Below are 22,760 nucleotides of genomic sequence, written 5' to 3' on the forward strand. Positions count from 1 at the left end.
GTGTCGGCGTTCAGGGCGTAATCTACAACAGTAGAAATTATTAGGGGTTATTATCCTGCTTAAAACCGATTGCAGATTCATCAATCTACAACAGTAGAAATTATTAGGGGTTATTATCCCCTTGTATTGTGGAATTGCATAGCTTTTCCTTTGCAATTTGGTTAGTGTGGCGAACTATTTGCCGTTTCATCAGATAATAACCCCTTTTCTTGTATACCATAACATATTAAGACAATGGTTTGCAAATGATTTTTACTCCACAATGAGTAATTGAGCATCCTCATTGCGTGCATAACCAAATTTCTGCACCCTACATGTTGCGCTCATCTGAAAAATATACACGCTGTCGCTTTGGTCGAATACTTTCATGTGCGGCAGATCCGTTTATCTGCGCAATATCTTGCGTCAGTGTTTTATCCACGCCCCGCTCAAGGGCGTGAAAATAAATGGATACTGGACAAAAAATAAAGTCGTTCAAGTTTGATATGGTAATGGGATATTTGCTCATAGCCCACCCTGGGTATATTTTAACCAGTCTTTATTTGTAATGGCCAGTTTAGCTTTAGGCAGTTCCTCATCGGCAGTTTCCTTTAACGACTCGATGGCCCAGAGTGCTTTGCGAGCAATATGGTAAGCACCGTTGGCATCGGCGTTTGCTGGGAGAGTACCGCTACAAGTACGACTGTCATAAAACTCTCCAGTGCTGTTTCTTACAGGGGAAATGAGGTAATCTACGTCGATATTGCCTGTGATACTGTTGCGCATTTGTAGAGTGAGCTTAAGTAAGTGGGTCAGCTGAAAGAAGAACTCTTTTTCTTCTCTCTTGCAGATGTCCTGACTCATATCAGCTGAGAGGGGCACTTGATATTGGGCAAACAATGTCTTGAATGTGTCGGTCAGCTCAACAATTTGATTGTCGTACTCATTGTTCTTTTGTGGGTTTCTGAAAGTATGGATGCGCTGTCCATAGGTACACACAGTCCACTTTTGTTTAAAATCTTGGCTACCCCTTGGGAATTTGGCATAATCAAGGTTAAATTCAAACAAGTCATCTTCTGTGTTATATCCAATACAGTCAAAGGTTGTGAAAAATGCTTTTGCTGCAGATACAGCCGTGTATTTAGGATGAAGCAAGTCCACAAAACCAGTTGTTGGGTCGATTTTACTGGTGAGCCAAGCTGGGACATAGAAGATAAACCCATCCTGCATTCCGTTTCGAGGTTCCTTATTTGTGAGCTGGTATGCGTGTAAGAGACCCCCCATTTCGACTGGGTCACACTGCTTGTCCGCTAAATATCTCAGCTTGTCTGTTAGCATTTTTTCAAACTTTTGATATACTTGCTTTTCGACCTTAAATCTGCTGTTTTTGAATCCAGAATTCAAGTCTTCCATGGCAACGACAGCATCATATTTGATGACAAGCTGGCAGATTGTATGGACGACTTGGCTCAAATAACCTTCTTTTAACTCCTTGATATTCTCGATAGCCCCCCAATTTTGCCGTGCCTGTTTTCGCTCTGTCTCTTTGCGGTCAAGTAACTTGTGGTAATCCACGGTGTGACCCTTATCGCCAATGATTTGGTTGAGAGAAATCTGCTCCAAAATTTCACCATGCCCATTGATGGCACAAATATAGAGTAGGTTGCGTTCGCCACGGTCAATCCCAATCACCACTGTGTCGTCAGAATCCTTCAACACTTTGCGTACAGCTAGGTTTGTATTGAATATGCCGGACGCTTTGAAGTTGAGGGTAATGGGAATGTGTAAAGAAAACTGTCGCTTTGTAAACCGTTTATCTTTGATAATATCGTAGGTGAACAAACTTTCTGGCTTTTCATTATTGGGATTTTTGTTTTGAATGGGTTGATTGGCTGGGTGGACAATGGCTTCCTGTCGAGAGATACTGGCCTTGCGATAGAACATCTCTGCGCCACCATTGAGTTGATACACAACATCTTTGAGATTGCATTCATCAAATAGCATTTTGAAGTACAACGTGTGAAGATTAGGCGTGCCCTTACTGTGTGGAGAGAAATCCTTGTTGTAGATTTGGAACAAATAGAGATGGCCTGCAGAAATTAATGAATCGATGTAGGCGGAGGGGATATCCTTGAAATGGACGGAATACCCCTGCTGTTTCACCTCGTTATAAAATTGGCTGATATCTGAATAGGATTCAGTTGGCGAGAATTGGAAGCCAAAGTTTCGCCAATCCTCGTGGCGCTCAATGGATTGCTTGAAAAAATCAATGAATGTGTGGCAATCATTTAAGCGGAATGTATCGCCTTTCTTGAAAGACTCGCGTTTACGAATATCTACGATATGGGCAGGCGGTTGAAATGTCTCCAAATTTGAGTCTGCAAAAAACACCTTAGGTAGCATTTTATTGGGCCCTGGAAGTAACTTGTATTCCATTTTTTCGTAATTGTCACTATTATCTGAATGGGGTGAATCTACAAATGCTTGGCTGTTGGTCTTATCCATGATAGCCAAATAATAGAGCCCATTTTTGCGGAGTAACACGGTACGATAATCACGTTCCTTGTTTTTATCCCAACCACCCAAAAGTTGTGGATTTTGAAAGTTCAACTTAATTTTATCTTTGGAATAAGGCTTTTGTGTCACATAGTTTCGAACTTTATCATAGAGCTTATCCAATACAAGAAGTGAATCTAAGATAGCCGAAAATTCCCCATAGAATAGATCGTCTTTATCCTCCTCTTTGCCAGAGCCACAAAGGGATTTTAGAAGATATTCCAACTGCTTCATGCTGTCTAATACGTTTTTGACGAGGGCAATGGCCTCGTCATTGACACACAGCTTCTTTTGCGCCGTATATGGTGTGGTCAAAAGTGTGGCGGCTTGATTGTAATGATTCTGTATTTCGTCAAGTATCTGCTCAATAGTGGATTTGATATACTGCACAACAGATCCACTATTGTCTCCTGAATTGCCTAAATCGCCATAATACTGCAATTGAGCAAGGCTGAAACTGGCAATACCCTTGTAGGCCTTGTGCCGTTTCTCCTCATATTTTTCAATATCTGTACTTTTTTTCAGTGGATGCGCAGATGCGTACTCAAGATTCCAACCATCCGATACTGCACGCCAAGATTGGAAAACTGCCTGCGATAAGGTCGTGATTGCACTCCCGTTAGAAACATAGATGGCATCAAGACGATAGCTATCCAGATTGGAGAACAACTCCATGAGTTTGTGGCTCTTTTGTGATGAGATAAAGTTCACATAAAAATTGTTTACCGATTGAAACACTTCATCGTCGGAGGTGAATTTTTCAGGAATATATGAGATGCTTTCGCTATCACTTAATATCTGTTTATATAGCATCTTAAGTTTAGGCAATCGTATGCTCTTATCTTTTTTTGCCACTTGTTGATTATAAAGATTGATGTATTCATTGAGACCCTGAATTTTCGTTCCGTCTTCACAAGTGTAGCCACCTAAAATGGCATTGTACTGCTGTATGCCACTTTGGCTGAGCGTAAAGCTAAAGTAATCTGCGGTGAAAATATCTTCCACCTGAACACCAAATATCCCTAAAAAATCATGGGTTAATGTATCGAAAACATCCTGAGAAATAGCTGCCTGGATTGTCTTAAAACTTTTTGCATTGTCAAGAAATTTTGGTAAATTCTCATTTACGCACCGATAGGAAATAGCGGTTGCCTTTGCTTCAGAAGAGTACATATTTTTGCGATTTTCAAAAAACCCTGTGAAATAGGTAGCAAAAGAATAAAATTCCTCTACTGCCAATTTTTCTTCATCGTCTAATTGGAATGCTGGTAGCAATGCTTTAATCATATCAGCTTTGAACATAGCAGCATATTTTGGCGTTTTGGTAAGAGCATCCGCAATTTGCTTGCGGAGATTCGCCTCTGCTTTCTCCATTTGCTTTTTCTCGCTATCACCCTTGCCTGATTTGTAATATAGAGCAGTGTACGCTTGCAAGTCGTTTAGGACTGTAGCAGAAAGAACTTCATCGATATAATGTTTGTGGTACTTGTCGATACAAGCCTTTACCTTCACATAACTTTTAGCGCGCTGTTCATCCTCTTCGAGCAATAATTTTTGATTAAAGTGAGTTTCTGTCTCGCCCACTGGGATTAGGCTAAATCGGAGTGTTTTTGAAAGAGGATAGCAGTTTGTAAATTGATCAATTTTTTTCATAGTAAATAACCTTTATCTATCAATTTTGATTTTGCAGCATCGGGGCAGATGCAATGCCAATCTTAATTTAGTACCGCACTTTTATAGCTATAGTTCGAATAATAGAATTATTTATTTTTTCATTATATCAAATAAAATCTTTTCTGTCAGTAACTTCCAATGGATTTATTTGTAATTACAATAAGGTGGTCGCTTTGTCTCCCAATTCTAGTTGCTTAATCGATTGGAAATAAGCTTTCCGAACCGCAACCCCTCGCCAGATATATACTATACCTATGAAACCCAGAGGACTTCGGTCCTCTGGGTTATCTTTGTTTATGGAGGAAATTGTTATGCGTGTGCTGTTGGTAGAACCAAAGCAAGTCCCTAAAGTAGTGGACATTGGCGAGGATTTGAAAGCGATGCAAGAAGTCGTCGGAGGTATCATTCAAGTGGTGTACCCCTTTAAGAACCCAGATGTGGCAGTGGTTTGCCATGATGAGGGGAAGGTGATTGGTATGCCGTTGAACCGTGGGCTACGTGGTGAGGACGGGAAGGTCTACGACATCATCTCTGGCACCTTCTTTGTCTGTGGTGCGCCAGTGGATGGGGAGGATTTTGTGTCGTTGACAGAGGAGCAGGTGGCAACTTATAGCCAATGGTTTGCCACCCCGGAGCAATTTGTGTTCATCGACGGGCAAGCTCTGGCATTGCCACTTGTGGAGGTGACGGTATGATTGAATTGTTATTTGACGGACGCATCAGTCCCGCTACTCGTAACTACGGCAAGGACGAAGAATACTCTCAAGCGTTGCAACAGACCACAGACGCGGCGTCTGTTTTGCGTGCAAGATTATCTGTGGAAGATTGCTTGTTGCTGGATGTGTACATGGACTGCTACAGTCGGCTCACTTGGCGGACGTCAGAACTTGATTTCGCGGTGCCATCGTCCATCATGACAGCTGTTGCTACATGGACGGCGACGACGTGCCCTATTGCTATCAGTGCATTGAAGAGCACCGTTCTGGGCGTGGAATTCAGTCCTACTACTACCGCCCGGAGCCCATCTTCCACGGAGAAGGAAAACGCTATTTCGGTGTGGAGCTGGAGATTGACGACGGCGGTGAGTCCGATTCTGTGGCGGACAAGCTACTGTCCATCAGCAATGAAAACGGCGACTACATTTACATCAAACACGATGGCTCATTGGACGATGGCATGGAAATCGTAACCCATCCCATGACCTTGGACTTCCACAAGAACACCATGCCATGGGAGGACGTGACTCAAGAAGCTTTGCGACAAGGGTACTATTCTCACCAAGCGGAAACTTGCGGGTTGCATGTTCATGTGAACCGCAATAGTTTGGGCGATACCACCGCCGCCCAAGAGGATAATATCGCTCGTGTGCTATTCTTCGTGGAGACCCATTGGAATGAACTTCTCCGCTTTAGTCGTCGCACCCAACGGCAGTTGAACAAGTGGGCGGCTCGCTATGGTCGCAAGGACAGCCCCAAGGAAGTGCTGGATATTGCCAAACATAGTGGTGGTAGCCGCTACACCTGCGTGAATCTCACTAATCACGATACTATCGAATTTCGTATCTTCCGTGGCACGCTGAAGGTGAACACACTTTTGGCTACGTTGGAACTGGTAGAAGCCATTTGCGGTTTGGCTGTCAGCGTAGACGATGCTACCATGCAGACCATGTCTTGGACGAGCTTTGTGGCGGCCTTGCCAGAGGAACGGTATCCTGAGCTGGTTCAGTATTTAAAAGAACGGCGGCTGTATGTCAGCGAGCCAGTGGAAGTGGAGGATGAAAAATAATGTGTTGTTTATTTGGATTTATGGACTATGGAAACTCTTTGCGTCATCGCCAGCGGGTACAACTGGCTCACATATTGGCTAGCGTTTGCGAAGCACGAGGAACCGACGCAACAGGCATCGCTTATAACACAGCGGATGGAATCAAAATTCACAAGCGTGCGGTGGCTGGTCACAAGCTACGGATTCGTCTTCCAAACTCTGTGACCACAGTCATGGGGCATACCCGTATGACTACTCAAGGGTCTGAGTTGCAGAACCAAAACAATCATCCCTTTGCTGGGAACACCCCTACAGGAGGGTTTGCGCTGGCACATAATGGGGTCTTGCACAATGACCTGTTGCTCCGTGAACAGCAATATTTGCCCGATACCAATATTGAAACCGACAGTTACATCGCTGTCCAATTGATTGAAAAAGAAGAAGCCCTCCACCTGAAATCTCTGCAAACTATGGCAGAGCAGGTGGAGGGTTCCTTTGTATTTACGGTGTTAGATGAAGCGGATTCCCTGTACTTTGTCCGTGGTGAAAATCCGATGATGATTTATCATTTCCCCAAACGAGGGCTGTATGTGTACGCCTCCGCCAAAGATTTACTAGACAAGGCATTACTCCGCTTCGGCTACTTAGGAGAACATCCCGTGGAAGTGAAGCAACAGTGCGGCGACATTCTGAAACTCACCGTAGATGGAGACATCCACCGTGCTACTTTCGATGACAGCCACCTATTCACCCTCAGCTACTACCCACGGCTTACCCACTACTACTTCCCTCGCCCTATGGAACAGTCTTACTTAGAAGAGTTGAAATCGGTTGCCATGGCCTTCGGCTACACCCCCGAAGAGATAGACGAACTATACCTGCAAGGCATCACCCCAGAGGAAATTGAAGAATACCTCTATTGCGGGGTCGAGATATAACCCAATAGACTGTACCCCAATGACACAGCAAAAAACCATCCCATTAGAGTTGGTTCTGGACTTTTGGCACATGCCATTTGTCCAGACCACCCTAATGGGATGGTTGTGGTTATTATGCAGGTTCCTTCATCTGATTGACTTGCTCAGTGAAATCTCTGGCGTTACCAATGAAGGTATAAGGTGCATACTCGGCGTAGATTTCTGGACTATCCAGCACCACGATTTGAACGCCAGGATTGCGAGTGGCTTCCAAAGCACCAGGCATACAACGAGCTTCGTTGACAGTCTGACAACGGTATGCAAGGCAACCTGGTTGTGAAAATAACTTGGCTACAATATAAATATTTTTATCGCCCATAGGAGCCCTCCGAGTTTATAATGCTGCAACAAAATCTCCGCAAGGAAGGTATATCATCGATGATAATTTCCCAAGTGGTTTCTGGGTCAACGGTGCCATAGCTGTGGGCGACAATATTGCGCATAGCTTTGATTTGCTTCCAAGGAATAGCAGGGTGTTGGGTTTTGAATTCCTCGGTCAACTTACCAACCAACTCACCAATTTGCAAAATGCAAAGTGCGGTGGCGTTGCGATAAACAGCACTATTGGCAAAAGTATCATAAGCGTTGCCAAAATGGGCAACGGTCTCGTCAATTTGGTTGCAGTAATCCACCATGTGTTGCAAGATGGACAAATCACGGTTAAGATGCGTCATACAAAAGCACCTCATTTTCTTGAATGCTGTCTAAAAAGGCTTGGTTAAGGCTGGTTGTGGGAATTAAATCCACACGCATACCCAGAGCTTCTTCCAAGTCTAAAAGCAAACTGGCCAGTTGCAACCCTCGAATTTGCCCCTTGTCGATACGCAAATCGATGTCACTTGTATCGGTCATGTCGCCACGGGCATAGGAGCCGAACAGATAAATCCGCTGTGCACCATATTGTTTAGCCAAGGTGGCAACCGTTTCTTGAATGGTTTGAACTTGCATCATATCGTTCGCCTCACTTTCTTTTAGATGCTTATAGTATACCAACAAAATTTCCATTTTACAACTACAGAATAATTGAAAAGGAGAAAATCACATGAAAATCGGCTACATCCGTGTCAGCTCGGCAGAACAAAACACCATCCGTCAGGAGGCGCTCATGGAAACCCTTGGGGTAGATGAGGTGTACATCGACCGCATCAGCGGAAAGGACACCAATCGTCCTGAGTTGAAAAAGCTGATGGAATATGTCCGTCAAGGGGATACGGTGATTGTAGAATCCATCAGCCGCTTTGCTCGCAATACCTGTGACCTACTGGACTTGGTGGAACAGCTCTCGTCCAAAAACGTAGAATTCATCTCTCAAAAAGAGGCCATCGATACCTCCACACCCACAGGCAAATTTATGCTCACCATCTTCGGCGCTGTGGCAGAATTGGAGCGCGCCTACATCTTACAACGGCAACAAGAGGGGATTGCCATCGCTAAAACGCAGGGGAAGTACAAAGGCAGAAAACCCATTGTACATCCAGACTTTGACCGTGTGGTTGCTAAGTGGAGAAGCGGTGATATGACGGCGGCGGAGGCTATGCGGCGGCTACGTTTTATCGGAAGGTGAAATCCAATTCATAACTTGTGCATTGCAACTAACTTCGTTTTGACAGGTACAACCCTCCAAGTTTTCCAGCAAAAGTTTCTACTGTATTCAGAAATTGAGAGCGAAAGAACATCATGTTGGCTTTGCCTGTGATGTCCCTACGCTCTCTCATCCTGAATGGTTTGAGAAGTCTCTATATTGTATTTCTTCATACACTAGGAATCTTTGACTGAAACAACCTGAATGGTTGCTCCCTGTCTTGTTCCCTCTCTATACTATAGAGAAATCCCCCCCTTTGAAAGCTGGTTTAATCCCCCTGTGATGGGGGAGAGTGTTACTGCTGTGTTGAAAATCTTGTTGTAGAAGTAAGATGTTTTTGTGGGTGTGTACGATGTCATCTAGAAATATACGCAATGCCTTTTTTAAGATGAGATTATAGTATTCCTTCCATATAGCGGAGTTGGATGGATAATCGACGAAAATGGTATGGACGTGCTGATCATTACCGAATTGTTTTATCATCTTTTGTTTGAGACGCTTCATGTCGCAAGACCCATGAGCATCATCATCGGACCACTCTGCTGCAATCTTTAAAAATGAAAAAGCGATTGCGGGTGTCATAGCACCTGCAATTTTTGTGCGTTCCCGTTTAAGAATAAAATCGGTTATTTGGTTTTTCTGTGGGAGCACAATGTATTTATAGTGGTGATACAAATGCTGGTGAAGAATCTTTCGAATATACGAAACCTCTGATACGAATAGGCGAGAAATGCTATCGCCTTTATCGCTGCCTAGAGGATTCAGGTTTTGCCAGAATATGTCGGACACATTATAGTAGTCAAAGGTATCTGTTAATTGTTTCCCTAGCGTTTTGGAGTGTTTGCTCTTTTTTATTTCTTTAGGCGATGTGTGCATTCCCGCCTGCTTGTGAAAATAGAAATTAGGATTGGCTTGCGCTTTTAGCATCTTTAAGGTTTTTGTCATATCTTCACCGTACTTATCGGTGATTTCGAGCCAAGATACTTTTCCATCGTATAAACAAGAAGCAATCTCTTCTATAGATGGCATAGTTCTCTCTTCACTGTATGTACATGCATTTTGTAGATAGTACATCATATCTTTTTTGGGGATCGGGATAACTGTTTCCACTAAAATAAAAGTACCGAAAAAGGGCGCGAAAAGTGCATAGGTTGGGCTCGTAAAAAAAGAGCCATTGTCAGCACCTCAAAAAAGAGCTACCATTAGTTTGTCTAGAACTAAGGAGGTAGCGGAAAGGTGATAAGAATGGCTCAAAAGAATTATATCAAAGATTTGTACGAAAACCAAGAGAAAAGTCTCAATGAAATCGCAAAAATCACAGGACTCAATTATCGCACGGTGCGCAAGTACGCCCATAAAGACGACTGGAACGATGAGCATCTACCCAACATTCAAGCAGAAAGCTATCCAATTTTAGGGGATTTCATCCCTATCATAGACCAATGGTTAGAGGATGACACCAAAATTCCACGCAAGCAACGACACACAATTTGGCGAATCTATTGCCGTTTACGAGATGAAGAAAAATTCCTCGGTAGCTACTCCAGCGTAAAGCGTTATGTGCGCAAGAAGAAATTCGCCATGAGCAGCCAAACCGATGGTTATCTGCCTCTGGCGCATCCCCACGGCAGTGGGCAAGTGGATTTTGGCGAGCACATCTACAACGACGCCTCATCCAAAGTGCGGACAGGCTACGCCCTAACCCTGTCCTTCCCCAATTCCAACAAGGGATACACCCAAGATTTCCCAGCCCAAAACCAAGAATGCTTGCTAGAAGGCATGAAGCAGATTTTTGAGCACATGGGTGGCGTGCCACCCGTCATCCGCTTCGACAATATGTCTACCGCCGTGGTGAAGGTCCTAGACCATGGTGAACGAGTGCTGACCGATGGATTCACCCGATTCATGCTGCATTACCGATTTAAGGCTGAATTCTGCAATCCTGCCGCTGGCAACGAGAAAGGCAACGTGGAGAATAAAGTGGGATATAGCCGCAGAAACGCCTTTGTTCCTGTGCCGACCATTACCTCCTTCGATACCTTCAACGAACAGCTTTTCGACTGGTGCGAGCAGGATGCACAGCGTCTCCATTACAAGCATCAGATTGAGATACAGGAACTGTGGGAAGCAGATCGTGAGGCGCTACTACCCCTGCCAGAGCACCCTTTTTCGGTGTTCCGTTACGAAAGCTTGGCGGTGAATAAATATGGCTTTGTCACCATTGACACCAATAAGTATGGTCTGTCACCAGCGCTGAGTCGAGAGATTGTGCAAGCGAAAATTTATTATGACTGCATTGAATTTTACCATGACCATACCTTAGTTGGAAGTTATAAAAGAAGTTATGAAACACACCAAGAGTACTATGATTGGAAACAGTATGTTGGCGTTTTATGCAGAAAGCCTGGCGGGGTATCTCACACTCGATTCTTCAACCAAATGCCACCTCTTTGGCAACAGCATCTCCACCAAGCCCAAGGACAGGCACGAAAAAGTGCGCTACAATTACTGGATGAAATCGTCCAAGATGGCAACGCCACCTTTTGCGACGAAGTGCTAGAGTTGGCGCATGAGAATGGCCGCACCGATGCGGATAGTGTCCGCCAATGCTACTACATGATTGCCAAAAAGGAACACCGACCAGAGCCGTTGACTTTGGATATTACCACGCCTGACCTACATTACACGCCAAATTTGAGCGCTTACGACGGATTGATAGGAGGTGATTTACATGGTTGAGCAATACATGAAAACCTTGAAATTAGGTGGTTTGGCAAAAGAGTGGACAAGTGTGGAATACCGAAATAATGAGCAATATCTAACCGATTTATTACAACTGGAGTTGCGAGAACGAGAAATAAACCGCATTAACCGCATGGTAAAAAGTGCAGGATTTGGGGTGCTAAAAACCTTGGATGACTTCACTTGGCGCAATGAAATAGCACTGCCAGTTGGACTAACACGAGAGTATATGGAAGATTTGCAATTTTTGGCACCCAAGGAAAACCTTATTTTTATGGGCGCCGTTGGGACAGGCAAGACCCATCTTGCCACAGCTCTGGCGTTGAACGCCTGCCAAGAAGGACGGCCTGTTCGCTTCTTTACAGCTGCATCTCTTGCCAATATTTTATTGGAAAAGAACAACAAGGGCACCTTGAACAGTTTCTTATCTACGCTAAAAAAGGTGCAGTTAATGGTCATTGATGAAATTGGTTTTGTACCGTTGCACAAAGCGGCAGCAGAGCTGTTATTCCAAGTGATTGCCGACTGTTATGAGCGGAAAAGCCTCATCATTACATCCAATCTGGAATTCTCTCAATGGAATACAGTCTTTGGGGATAACCGCTTGACGGCAGCTCTCATTGACCGCTTGGTACACCATTCGCACATAGTCATCTTCTCTGGGGAGAGCTACCGCTTGACACAATCCATGTCCAGGCAACGTGAGCGTTGAGGCTAGAAGGGACAAAAAAGCACCATTCCTAGGTTTTTTCTCCATAGGATGGTGCGCCATCTGCTCTAACAAAATTCGATTGTGTATCCAAATAAGCTCTGTGATTGTGCGAATGTTGCGCTCAACGCATTGCCAAGTGGTTTTATAGTGTTTGGCTACCTCTGGGTACAGCCACTTGGTGATGAGGAGCAGCCTTTCTGGATTTTGTATGACGAGATAGACGGCGTAGCTGGTATGGAAAAAACCTCGATAGTTGGCGGTGATGCCTAAGGAGTAAAGCAGGCTGTAAATTTCTGCAATGTCTACGCTACCCATTGCAACTCACCCCTCTCCATCTGAAAGGTTTTTGGGTAAAACCCCAGTTCCATGCCATATACATTGCCCAATGTTTGAAGTGTACTCATTTTTGTATCTTTGCTTCCTCGCTCTGCATCCCGAATTGTTCTAACAGAAATTCCACTGCGACCCTCTACCATTTCCTGCGTCATCCCTTGTTCTATACGGAACCCTTTTAAAGCAACGCCAAGTTCATTTCTAGCCATTGTGCACACCTCCTTCTTGTTTTCATTATACAAGAAGAATTTAGCAAATAACAGGAAGCCCACTTCCGTTTTCGACATTTTTCAGCAATTTTTTAAGTTTTTTCTCGCTAATGTTATTCCCCAACGCTGACCCTATGCACTTTTACGCGCCCTTTTTGTGTATTTTTAAGTTGACAAAGACATAACAAATATTGCCCAATTAAAAAATAAATATCCATCTTCTGCTTCATCGTTTTCATCATCTTTATCGTTGGATTCATTCTGATTGCTCTTTTCCACGGTGCTACCAGATATGCCCTGTTGTTGCTCTGTCTCGTTTGGTATATTTAAATCTTCGAAATTCACCATTCGAGGGTAGCCGATAGGTTTATATATCGTTTCAAAGGTATCGAGCATAGCAAATTGGATGTCTTTGTATAGTGTATCTGTCTGTGCCTGTAGGTATTTCAATTGTTTAGCGGTCAAATCTTTCAGGAATTCTTCTTGCGCAGATGTAAGCGTGACAAGGTCTTCTTTTTTCTAGTATAGCATAGTCTTCGTTAAATATATAGGAAATTATATAAAAAATGAGGCAAAATCACTTTGATTAACTAAAGTGCCCTTGGTATAATAATAGTACATCGATGACATCCCTACCAACCAAGGAAGTGCAACCGGAGCGCTTCGCCAGAGAAAGGAACATTTTAATGTATACGCCCCAAAAACCCGCCAAGAGTAAGACGAAACATCCGCCCCAAATGCGTATTTCCCGTGTTTGCATTGCGGAAGTTGTTGATCAACAGCTCATTGCTATTGGCGGCATCTTACAACCTCTGACCCAACGGTTACTTGGAAAATTGATTCCGGATTTTCAGGTATTAAATGAAAAATTCCGTAAAAGCTGTGAAGAAGTTCTTTAAAACCTGCAAAACGGGGCTTTAGATTCATCGCAAGAAGCCACTTTGGCATGTGCACCCAAACCGCTGTGCATTGGATGCAAGCCCTTTGTTAGGTGTGGGGAATCTCTTTGAAGTGCCCTCTGTGGGGTATGGAATTCTGGCGCTATTGGTGTCTAGTGTTGGCACTAAACAATTGCAGGCAGTCGCTCCTGACTTTTGCCCAGCAGTGGCGATTCCCCAAGCTGACCAAGTCACTGTAAACATTTTCGATACCTTGACAGATGCCGTGGTTCAGCGGTATCACTGGAAGGCTGGCAAAACCAAAATCTATCGGGATCCCCGTTTGGATTGCAAGGGAAATGGTAACTTTTTTATTACCGATTACACGTACGTTCAGCTAAAAAGCAAACGTTCCAATCCGTATTGTTTGCCTATTCCGTACACCAACGGGGTGGTTACGGTCGTGGGTGCCACTACTAAGCAAATGACCGAAATTGCACCGCTGGTGCACGCTGGGACAACCTTTTTGTTGGGCTGTGCAAAGGGGGAGTGGGATGGCATTCGCTACACTGCTCAAGACGTGGGGCGGTACGACCCTGCCGTGTTGCAAGGTTTGGCTGAAGCAACCGCCCCAACGGCGCAACTGCTGCATCTTTGGCGAAAGGAACTGTTGAAGGACGAACGCTTCGCCCACCGTGTGGTGTCTAAGGCCAAAGGCTCTTTTGGCACATCTGATAGCCAATTTGTCAGCGTGCGCATTGACCCAAAGGTCTTGACATTGGCCATTGCTTGTCAGATGTTCTTGGAATTTTTAAATTTCCTTGTGAACATGGATGCGGCGTCTCCAGAGGTGATTGCCCTTCACCGCCAAGGTATTCAAGACGCTTTTTATCCCCAGCCCAAAGCGGAAGTACGTCTAGAAACCCCGTTGGAACCCACTATATTTGTGGCGATTTGAATTGTCAATGCTTTGACACAAAAGGCTGGACGCTAGAGCTGCAGCGCGCGTTGATGGAAGCTGGCATCATCAAGGGGAGCAAGGGTAATCCTCGCTATCGTTATGGGTTGTTGAGCAACAAATCCAAGGACGATACCTATGTGCTAGCAGTCTATGTCAGCCAATTAGAAGAGGTGTTGCCTGTGCAAAACCCAGTACAAATGGACAAAAATCCAGAAATCCAATTTGCCAAAGATGTTGATTTGAAAGAAGGGGAAGAAATTTGAAAAAGAAGAAAAATAAGCAAAAAACTCCAACTATCAACCTTTGAAGTTGGTGAAACTGGATGGTCAAAATTTGGCCAATCAGGCAATGGAAAACCACATCATTAAAAAATCACAAAAAATTCCACTCCGCCACCCCCCTCACAGGGGGAGTTGGTGGAGTCGGTGGCCCCCCTGACCAAGAGCTGTATCAAAGCGGTTACCAAGAGGGTGATGGAAGAACTAAACGCCCTCTGCCAAAGCTGTGGAGCGCAGTTGAATTTGGACTATTGGCGCTACATCACAGAGCGACTGTTGTCTACCATTGATTGCACCACCCCAATTATAGTGCCTTCTCAGGCGGGTTCCGGGAAGTCCACGTGGATTCTAGCCTTTATTTTGACCCTCTGCGAGCACCTACTGGGAGGGTCCCCGTTTTCAGCAGAACTGGGCGGTATCATCTTGGTGGTGCAAAAAGTTGAAGATTTGGAAACCATTTCTGACTTGATCAAAGCACGATTCCCCCAAGCCACCGCCCCATTGATGACTCCCATGCAAAGTCTTGGGGACAATGCCATTCGTCGGGGGTACTGCTTGGATGCACAGGTGCGTGATTATTTGGACTGCCATCCCAAAGATTGCACATATTTTGCCGACTGCCCTTTGCAAACTATGCGCACCAATGCCCATCGCTCTTTGGTGGTAGAGATGACCCAATCACGGTACCACACCTTGGTGGACAGTGGAGAATTGCAATGGTATCTCAACCGAGAGGAGGGTGGAATGCCACGGCGGTTTCTCATCACCGATGAAAAGCCACAGTTATATTCCTCTGTAACGGTGAATATGCACACCGTTAACAAAGCGTCCTCTGAGTTGGAACAGGCCACCAAATATCTTTATGATGGTCAGGTGGCTAAGTTGCAACGGCAATTTTCTATATTTGTCACTCGCGTTTTTCAGCAGTTGCGCTTGCCATTTTCACAGCCATTAACACCTACTTCACCTCTTGCGTGTGTTTCCCTTGCATTGGAGGAAGGCCAGCAACAAGGGTTGCGAGATTTAGAATTGGTTTGCGGAGAAAAACTGACCCATCAGACACCCAGTATTAGTGACTGTTTTCGTGCCATGAGACAAGGGCATGGAGCACCCGTGTTCATCCAAAGGCACAATGGGTTTGCCGTGACAGTACCATTGAAAGTGTCTGCTGCTTTTGCTGGAATCATACGGGTCATCTTCGATGCCACTGCCTGTGTGGATGGGGATTATGTCCATTTTCCATGCCAAATGCTAGACGAATTGCCAATTTCACCTATGCCACAGCTGCACTTTCACATTTACCGTGACCCGTCTATGAACCTGTCTAAACGGGCTGTGCGGACGAAAGCATGGCTCCCAGATGCCTTGGCGTTGCTGATTGATGATATCTTGGAACGGCACCCAGCGCCGGCGTTTCTTTGTACCTACAAAGAGCAAAGCAAAGGGATATATGATGCCTTGTCCCCCAAATCCAAAGAGCGGATTGCCCTCATGACCCCAAATGCCGAAAACTTGCCTATTCCTTATTTTGGTGGCACCAATGGCTCTAACGCCTTCAATTATTGTCAAACGGTGTTGTTGTTGGGCTATCCTCGGTTGCCACCAGAGGAGTATCTGCGCCAGACTTATTTGGCGTGGAGACAAGCTGGATTTGAAGAAGAAATTGCAGACCTGATGACGCAGTACCACGCTGCGGCAACCCCAAAAGAAGCCAGTGCATACTTGCAATCCCCACTGGCTAAAGAGTATGAAGCGCGTCACTTGGCTGCACGGTATGAGCAGGAACTGTATCGTAGCGCCTTGCGGAACAGCGGAGAATCCAAGCCTGTCCATGTGTTCCTCTTTGCTCCGCCAAAAGGGGTTGAGGCGTATTTACTGCCACGGTTTCCAGCGTGTCAGGTGGTGGAAGAAACGGTGCCAATCACTTTTTTGGTAAAGCAAAACCATGCACGCTCTTATCAAGGGGCTTCCACCGCCATGGCAAAACTGGCAGAGTTTCTGGTGACTTGGGACGGGAAACCCATTGCCATTTCTAAAATGCGTCAGGTGCTGGATATTTCTACTGATGCGTGGGGAAGCTTGCGCAAAACCCAGCATTTCAAAGAATTTTGCAACGTGCATGGTCTTCAATTTCAAGGTCATGGGCGGTCTGCTACCATGTTTCAGTTGCCCTACTTCAGCTAAACGATTCTGCCCAATGGCAAGATACATATTATATAAGCAATAGGGAAGTCTCTGGCATCTTACCAGTGGGGTTCTCATACGCTAATACAACACAAGGAGGTGATTCCATTGCGCATTGTACATATCCACCCACAGGTGGAACAATCGGCGGAGATGTTGGAAAAATTACGTCGGCAGGTGGTGGCGGCATTGTTGGCGGCGGCGGTAGAAGCGGCGGCATAAAAAATTGATTTGACGAAAGGGGGTGTCCGCTTTGGAGGCAATTTACGCACGGCAGTCCGTTGACAAAGCGGACAGCCTTTCCATTCAAGGGCAAATCGACCTGTGCCAACAGCACATTACGGGGGAAGTCCAGGTCTATCAAGACAAAGGTTTCTCTGGCAAGAACACCAATCGCCCTGCCTTCCAAGCTATGATGGAAGACGTGAAGGCAGGGCTGATTTCTAAAATTGTGGTCTATCGGTTAGACCGATTCTCGCGGTCGTTGGCGGATTTTAGCAACCTGTGGGAAGAATTACAACGGCATAAAGTGGAGTTTGTATCGGTCAACGAAACTTTTGACACCACAAATCCTATTGGACGAGCCATGTTGTCCATCGTCATGGTGTTCGCCCAGTTGGAACGTGAAACCACGGCGGAGCGTGTTCGTGACAACTATTATCAACGCACCAAACTGGGTGCATGGCCTGGTGGGAAAGCACCCTATGGCTTTGATTTGGGGAAGATTGCTGATGGCACTGGCAAGCAGGCGTCTACCCTGATACCCAATGCCGATATGGCCACGGTACAGCGTGTGTTTGACCTGTACGCTCAAGGAGATTGGAGCTTGGGGCAGATTGCACGACGGCTGAACGACGACGGCATCGCTCCTGCAGGTCGAAAAACCTGGGACAATGTGAACCTGTCTCGGATGCTACATAGTCCGCTCTACGCCCAAGCTGATGAGGATGTGTACATCTACTACCAAGGCCGTGGCGCCAACGTGGTCAATGACATTGCCGACTTCGATGGCACCCATGCTGCTATGCTGGTGGGCAAGCGTGACCGCAGTGCCAACAAGTATCAAGATGTGAAAGACCAAAGTCTATCCCTTGCCAATCATGCAGGGGTGATATCCTCCGATACATGGCTGAAATGCCAATACAAATTGGCGGAAAATCGCCGTTTGGGAGGCAATGGTCGTGGCAAGCATACTTGGCTGACAGGGCTTTTGAAATGCGCCAAATGTGGGTATAGTATCAAGGTGAATAAGGACGCACGGCGGTATTATCTGGTGTGCAGTGGGCGGTCGAACTTCAAACTGTGTGATGTGTCCATGGGGGTGCGGTTGGAGGATTTGGAAGCGTCCATCGCTGTGGAGCTTGACAAACAGCTTGCCCAATGCCCCGATACCATCGCCCAAGAACCACCGAAAATCACCATGGCACTGGCGGAGATTGACCAAAAAATCGACCGTCTGGTGGATGCCTTGGCCCAAAGCGATGATGTGTCCATCCCCTACATCAACCGTGGCATCGCCAAGTATGAAAAAGAGCGCCAAGCGCTATTAGTCCAAGCAGCAGAAGTGAAGCCGAAGCCTGTGAAACCTGCTGGTTTCGTGTTCGACGACCTATCCTTCGAGGAAAAGAAAATCGTCGCCAGCACATTTATTGAGAAGATTCTCGTGGAAGGCGACAATGTAGAAGTGGTGTGGAAAGTGTGAGTTATAACTGATGAGATTGGAATTTTATAAATCTTATCAGTTATAACTAATAAAAATTAAATTTACCTATTGACTGAACGTTATAACTGATATAAAATAAACGTAAAAGAAAAACACCAAGGAGGTGGGCGTATGATTCAACGTGAGCAGTACATGACCCGTATTCGACCGTTTATCAACCAAGAGCTGATTAAGGTTTTGACAGGCATTCGCCGCAGTGGCAAGTCGGTGATGTTGGAATTGATTCAACAAGAGCTGTTGACCCAAGGAGCGCAACCCAGTCAATTCATCGGGTACAATTTTGAGAATATGAAGCATCGACAGCTGTTAAATGCAGAGGCTTTGCACCAAGCGGTTGAGGCGCAAATCCAGCAAATAGAAGGCAGAGCCTACTTGTTTTTTGATGAAATTCAAGAGGTGACCAACTGGGAGAAGTGCGTCAATTCTCTCCGAGTCACCTATGATTGCGACATTTACATCACAGGTTCCAACGCCAAATTGCTCTCTGGTGAGCTGGCTACCTACCTATCTGGACGGTATGTGGAGTTCGTGATTTACCCTTTTTCATTTCAAGAATTTTGGGACTTATATCGCCAGTCAAACCCTGATTCTACGGAAAATAACGCATTTCAGCAATATTTGTTGCTAGGTGGTATGCCGTACTTGAATAATCTGCGGTATGAGCCACAGCCTTGTCAGATTTACTTGCAAGACCTGTACAATTCGGTGGTGCTGAAGGATGTGGTGAAGCGGAACAACATTCGTGATGTGGATTTGCTGGAGCGAATCATTGCCTATGTGGTGGCCAATGTGGGGAATACTTTTTCTGCTACGGCTATCTCCAAGTATTTCAAAAGCGAACAGCGGACGGTGGCACCAGATACCATTTTGAATTACATCAAGGCCTGCGAAGAAGCCTTTTTGTTCTATCGTGTGAAGCGTGAGGACATTCAAGGCAAGAAGATTTTGGCGGTGAACGAGAAGTATTACATGGCCGACCAAGGGATGCGTGAAGCGGTGTTTGGCGGTAATTTGAAGGATGTCAATTTGATTTTGGAAAACATCGTCTACATGGAACTGCTGCGCCGTGGGTATCAAATTACCGTGGGCAAAATGGGCAATAAAGAAGTGGATTTTGTAGCGCAGAAGCAAGACAAGCGGCTGTATGTGCAAGTGTGCTACCTGTTAGCCAGTCCAGAAACAGTGGAGCGAGAGTTCTCTGCCTTCAACGGCATCCCCGACCATTACCCCAAACTGGTGCTGTCCTTGGACGAGCTTGATATGAGTCAAAACGGCATTACCCATTTGAACTTGCGGAGGTTTTTACTGGGGCAGGTGTAAAATTTTTAGGCATGGATTGCTAAAACTATGTATCTCCTCTTGACAAATGGGGTATGCTCCTATAAACTGATACTAATTGATACTATATTATATCAGAGGAGACTGTTATGGACACAAAACAGCTGACGGCGATGCTACAGGATGGGCATTTTGATGTCTGGAAGAAGCTACAATACAAATATTCTGCGCCTGCGGTGGCCGAGATGCTGGACACCCTTAAAGTAATGGGCTTTGCATCCTTGCCAATTCACGACTTTGGCGGCGGTAGTTGTGTGTATTATCCAGCCAAGTGCATCATGCCTAAGGACGCCATGCGTCACTTGTTGTCGCGGCAACAGGATCCCTACGGACGCAAGGCCATGGAGGATGAAATTGAGTTTACGTTGCGGATTGAGAATATCCATTCCAACCGTGACAGTGTGCGGAAAATTGTAGAAGGCTATGCCCCAAGCGACCAATCAGAAGCCCAGATTTTCGGCATCAAAAAGGGGTTGGATTTCATCAGCGACCGCTCCAATGCCATTACCGAAGAGAACCTTCATCGGCTGTATATGCTGTCTGTTGGTGACTTTTTAGGCATAGATGACCAATTACTGCCAGGGCAATATTATCGTCATGATGCGGTGTATATCACAGGGGATAAAACCTATCATCAGGGAATTTCTGCGGCTAAATTGCCCCAGTATATGGCGGAATTGGTGGTTTTCATCAACCGAAAAGACGAGATTCCAGAGCTGACCAAAGCCTGCATCATCCACTTTTACTTCGCTTATCTACATCCTTATTTTGATGGCAATGGCAGAACGGCACGGCTCTTGCACCTGTGGTACTTGGTGCAACAGGGATTTTCCTCCACGTTGTTTTTCGCTTTTTCCAAGCATATCAATCAAAGTAAAAACCAATATTACAAGTGCTTCACCCAAATTGAGGAGAATTTTTCGGTGGGAAACCTATTGGATATGACACCCTTTATTCGCTATTTCAAAGAGTCTGTCTATGACCAAATTCCCCGACAAAGTCAAGATTTTACTACAATAGACCGCTTTTTAGTTGCCAAAACACAAGGTGTCATCACGGAAAAAGAGCAAGCTTTGTGGCACTTCGTACTCTCTCGCTATGGACAAGAACCCTTCTCCACCAAGCAACTAGAACGAGATTTCAGTAACGCCGCCTATGCCACCATTCGTGGCTTCGTGCTGAAATTTGAAGGCCTAGAGCTGTTGCGTTCCCAACGCTATGGCAACCGGGTGAAATATCAAGTGAATTAACACACAGGGGCAGATTACCCTCCAGTGTCCCTGTGGATTTATTTGTTCTTACAAAATAAAAGCACTAGACAGGGAAAACTCCCTATCTAGTGCTTTTCATAACTTCCATAATCACTTGAATCCGTGTGGGACGTATCAGCGTGCGATGTGGGTTCAAGGGGGGGAGGCATGTCCAGTTCATGTTGTATGGTATGCCATTTTACATTCATCCAACTATTTGTATCCGCCAAGGTTTTGACTCAATAGTTAATTTTGCATACATTAAATCCCGAATAGCACCCCTAGGAAATATGCAATCGGGACACATATAATGGTTTTTAAAATAAAATTTAATACCAAATCCCATACTTTTATGTCAAATTTTGATTTGAGCAAAATCATGACTTGTTCACTGCAACCAAAGATTTGATTGATTGCCACCACACAAATAACGAAAATTGTAAGCTGTGAATCTATGGTAGAAGCAGTGAGATAAGGCAGGATAATATCCGCAAACCCTATAATAAACGCAGGTGCCGCTGCTTGTGCTTCGGGCAAACCTAACAATGTGAGTAGCGGTACCAGTGGCATGGACATAACTTGGAAAGTAGGGGTATATGTAGCTAACATCAAGACAAGAGTTGCAATGACAATTACAGATGGAAACACCTCAATAATTAAATACAATACCGTATCACAACATTTTTTTAGTATTTCCACTGGGCCAGGACCATTTCCTGCAATTGTAGCAGCTCTCTCGATTTCTTCTTTCCAAGAAATTTGTTGTTCTGCTTCACTATGGTTTACTTCGTTATTTTTATTTGAAATGGTAGGAATTCTAGACAAAATAGCGGTTGATATACCCAAGCAAATCAGCACTGCACAAATCATAAAGGGGAAATAATTAGAATTCAACCCTGCAATCCCTGTTGCGTATACAAACATGGTGGGAAAGGAAATTGTGGCCAGACACAATGTAATCACTGTGGCTTCTTTTTGCGTGATTTTTTGTTCACTAAAGGCTTTATCAGTTAGTATCATCCCACTGCTCCCTGTGCCGAGCCAGCTGATGATGGCCAAAACAGATGCAGATCCACGCACTTTAAATAAGGGGTAGAATACTGGTTGCAAAATTCTTCCTAAAATTTCTACACCGCCAAATTCCAACAACAACGGAATCAACAACAAGGCAAAGAAAAACAAGCACACCAGTGTCGGCATCAAATCATTGATAATCAATCCGCCTGTATCTACACTTAACAACGCTTCTGGCCCTAATTCGAAATAAACGGCAACGCTTATAATTGCCGCCACAATTCTGATACATAGCGTGTAATAGGACGTCTTAAAAAATTCTTGTAGGAACCCTTTCTGCGGTTTTAATACGTGCATAGCACACAAAACAGTGATGATTGCAATTGCAACCATAGTCAAAACGATGGCTGCGATAATCACTGAGTTGAAATTGTTTAAAACCAAATCTTTTAAAAACGCAATGCACATGGTGAGTTCACCATCTACTGTAAAAGGAACCATGTAATATAAGACACCCAATCCCGTTAATATCCATAACTTTGCCATATTTTTTGCTTTTGTTGTGCTCATAAAAAACCTTCTTTCTCCTTTTGGATTACAACAGAT

21 protein-coding genes, 2 pseudogenes and 1 CRISPR repeat array (1 of these 24 only partly in view) are annotated in these 22,760 nt (G+C 44.9%); of the genes and pseudogenes, 14 read left to right on the top strand and 9 right to left on the bottom strand.

Features of this window, described 5'->3' with window-relative positions; all coding sequences use genetic code 11:
- Window positions 1–119: direct repeats of the CRISPR family, unit length 36 nt; unit sequence ATCTACAACAGTAGAAATTATTAGGGGTTATTATCC (it extends 299 nt beyond the left edge of the window).
- 385 nt (window positions 120–504) lie between these two features.
- On the bottom strand, window positions 505–4,188 hold the full coding sequence (gene cas12a, locus RFF05_RS12490) for a type V CRISPR-associated protein Cas12a/Cpf1 (protein ID WP_409967401.1): 3,684 nt from the start codon (window positions 4,186–4,188) through the stop codon (window positions 505–507).
- 332 nt (window positions 4,189–4,520) lie between these two features.
- Between cas12a and RFF05_RS12495 the strand changes: the two genes are divergently transcribed.
- From RFF05_RS12495 to RFF05_RS12510, 4 genes and pseudogenes are all read left to right on the top strand, one after another.
- Window positions 4,521–4,904: a DUF3846 domain-containing protein gene (locus RFF05_RS12495; RefSeq protein ID WP_409967402.1), complete on the top strand. Its 384-nt coding sequence runs from the start codon at window positions 4,521–4,523 to the stop codon at window positions 4,902–4,904.
- Window positions 4,901–5,038: pseudogene (locus RFF05_RS12500) on the top strand (DUF6809 family protein); the annotation flags it as partial. The gene RFF05_RS12495 and the pseudogene RFF05_RS12500, both read left to right, overlap by 4 nt.
- A gap of 101 nt (window positions 5,039–5,139) precedes the next feature.
- Window positions 5,140–5,994, top strand: coding sequence for an amidoligase family protein (locus tag RFF05_RS12505; protein ID WP_409967403.1), 855 nt, complete (start codon window positions 5,140–5,142; stop codon window positions 5,992–5,994).
- A gap of 20 nt (window positions 5,995–6,014) precedes the next feature.
- The gene (locus RFF05_RS12510; RefSeq protein ID WP_409967404.1) at window positions 6,015–6,911 is read left to right on the top strand and encodes a class II glutamine amidotransferase; all 897 of its coding nucleotides are present in this window, start codon (window positions 6,015–6,017) and stop codon (window positions 6,909–6,911) included.
- 112 nt (window positions 6,912–7,023) lie between these two features.
- Here the strand turns inward: RFF05_RS12510 and RFF05_RS12515 are convergent, their stop codons facing one another.
- The 3 genes from RFF05_RS12515 to RFF05_RS12525 are packed head-to-tail and all read right to left on the bottom strand — an operon-like array spanning window position 7,024 to window position 7,901.
- Window positions 7,024–7,269, bottom strand: a complete 246-nt coding sequence (locus RFF05_RS12515) for a DUF6718 family protein (protein WP_409967405.1) — start codon at window positions 7,267–7,269, stop codon at window positions 7,024–7,026.
- Entirely contained in the window at window positions 7,259–7,624 is a 366-nt protein-coding gene (locus tag RFF05_RS12520; RefSeq protein WP_409967406.1) for a DUF86 domain-containing protein, read from the bottom strand. Before RFF05_RS12520 ends, RFF05_RS12515 begins: the two co-directional genes overlap by 11 nt.
- A complete protein-coding gene (locus RFF05_RS12525; RefSeq protein WP_409967407.1) occupies window positions 7,611–7,901 on the bottom strand; it encodes a nucleotidyltransferase family protein in 291 nt (96 codons plus the stop codon). The genes RFF05_RS12520 and RFF05_RS12525 overlap by 14 nt, the downstream gene beginning before the upstream one ends.
- Before the next feature lie 91 nt (window positions 7,902–7,992).
- On the opposite strand from RFF05_RS12525, the gene RFF05_RS12530 reads away from it, so the two are divergent.
- Complete coding sequence (locus tag RFF05_RS12530) at window positions 7,993–8,514, top strand: recombinase family protein (protein ID WP_409967408.1); 522 nt, start codon at window positions 7,993–7,995, stop codon at window positions 8,512–8,514.
- Window positions 8,515–8,763: 249 nt separating this feature from the next.
- Here RFF05_RS12530 and RFF05_RS12535 read toward each other — a convergent pair whose 3' ends face one another.
- Window positions 8,764–9,561: a hypothetical protein gene (locus RFF05_RS12535; RefSeq protein ID WP_409967409.1), complete on the bottom strand. Its 798-nt coding sequence runs from the start codon at window positions 9,559–9,561 to the stop codon at window positions 8,764–8,766.
- Between the two features lie 216 nt (window positions 9,562–9,777).
- On the opposite strand from RFF05_RS12535, the gene istA reads away from it, so the two are divergent.
- Both istA and istB read left to right on the top strand, forming a co-directional pair.
- Entirely contained in the window at window positions 9,778–11,271 is a 1,494-nt protein-coding gene (gene istA / locus RFF05_RS12540) for an IS21 family transposase (RefSeq protein ID WP_409967410.1), read from the top strand.
- Window positions 11,264–11,986 (top strand): IS21-like element helper ATPase IstB, encoded by a 723-nt coding sequence (istB, locus tag RFF05_RS12545; RefSeq protein ID WP_409967230.1) that lies wholly within the window; start codon window positions 11,264–11,266, stop codon window positions 11,984–11,986. The genes istA and istB overlap by 8 nt, the downstream gene beginning before the upstream one ends.
- Window positions 11,987–12,040: 54 nt before the next feature.
- On the opposite strand, the pseudogene RFF05_RS12550 reads toward istB, so the two are convergent.
- From RFF05_RS12550 to RFF05_RS12560, 3 genes and pseudogenes are all read right to left on the bottom strand, one after another.
- Window positions 12,041–12,301, bottom strand: a pseudogene (locus tag RFF05_RS12550) (sporulation initiation factor Spo0A C-terminal domain-containing protein); the annotation flags it as partial.
- Window positions 12,289–12,528, bottom strand: coding sequence for a helix-turn-helix domain-containing protein (locus RFF05_RS12555; protein ID WP_409967229.1), 240 nt, complete (start codon window positions 12,526–12,528; stop codon window positions 12,289–12,291). The pseudogene RFF05_RS12550 and the gene RFF05_RS12555, both read right to left, overlap by 13 nt.
- A gap of 165 nt (window positions 12,529–12,693) precedes the next feature.
- Entirely contained in the window at window positions 12,694–12,993 is a 300-nt protein-coding gene (locus RFF05_RS12560) for a hypothetical protein (RefSeq protein WP_409967411.1), read from the bottom strand.
- A 158-nt stretch (window positions 12,994–13,151) separates the two neighbouring features.
- On the opposite strand from RFF05_RS12560, the gene RFF05_RS12565 reads away from it, so the two are divergent.
- The 7 genes from RFF05_RS12565 (at window position 13,152) to RFF05_RS12595 (ending at window position 21,140) form a co-directional block, all read left to right on the top strand.
- Window positions 13,152–13,427, top strand: coding sequence for a hypothetical protein (locus RFF05_RS12565; RefSeq protein WP_409967412.1), 276 nt, complete (start codon window positions 13,152–13,154; stop codon window positions 13,425–13,427).
- A gap of 94 nt (window positions 13,428–13,521) precedes the next feature.
- Entirely contained in the window at window positions 13,522–14,364 is an 843-nt protein-coding gene (locus tag RFF05_RS12570) for a hypothetical protein (protein ID WP_409967413.1), read from the top strand.
- On the top strand, window positions 14,361–14,630 hold the full coding sequence (locus RFF05_RS12575; protein WP_409967414.1) for a hypothetical protein: 270 nt from the start codon (window positions 14,361–14,363) through the stop codon (window positions 14,628–14,630). The genes RFF05_RS12570 and RFF05_RS12575 overlap by 4 nt, the downstream gene beginning before the upstream one ends.
- A 210-nt stretch (window positions 14,631–14,840) precedes the next feature.
- On the top strand, window positions 14,841–16,829 hold the full coding sequence (locus tag RFF05_RS12580) for a hypothetical protein (RefSeq protein WP_409967415.1): 1,989 nt from the start codon (window positions 14,841–14,843) through the stop codon (window positions 16,827–16,829).
- Between the two features lie 253 nt (window positions 16,830–17,082).
- A complete protein-coding gene (locus RFF05_RS12585; protein WP_409967416.1) occupies window positions 17,083–18,531 on the top strand; it encodes a recombinase family protein in 1,449 nt (482 codons plus the stop codon).
- 132 nt (window positions 18,532–18,663) lie between these two features.
- A complete protein-coding gene (locus RFF05_RS12590; RefSeq protein ID WP_409967417.1) occupies window positions 18,664–19,872 on the top strand; it encodes an ATP-binding protein in 1,209 nt (402 codons plus the stop codon).
- Window positions 19,873–19,979: 107 nt separating this feature from the next.
- Window positions 19,980–21,140 carry a Fic family protein gene (locus RFF05_RS12595; RefSeq protein WP_409967418.1) on the top strand — a complete coding sequence of 387 codons (1,161 nt, stop codon included), beginning with the start codon at window positions 19,980–19,982 and terminating at the stop codon, window positions 21,138–21,140.
- Window positions 21,141–21,401: 261 nt separating this feature from the next.
- On the opposite strand, the gene RFF05_RS12600 is transcribed toward RFF05_RS12595, so the two are convergent.
- On the bottom strand, window positions 21,402–22,724 hold the full coding sequence (locus RFF05_RS12600; protein ID WP_409967419.1) for a YjiH family protein: 1,323 nt from the start codon (window positions 22,722–22,724) through the stop codon (window positions 21,402–21,404).
- Window positions 22,725–22,760 lie beyond the last annotated feature (36 nt).

The organism is Bengtsoniella intestinalis (assembly GCF_039719005.1).
Classification (GTDB): domain Bacteria; phylum Bacillota; class Clostridia; order Oscillospirales; family Oscillospiraceae; genus Oscillibacter; species Oscillibacter intestinalis.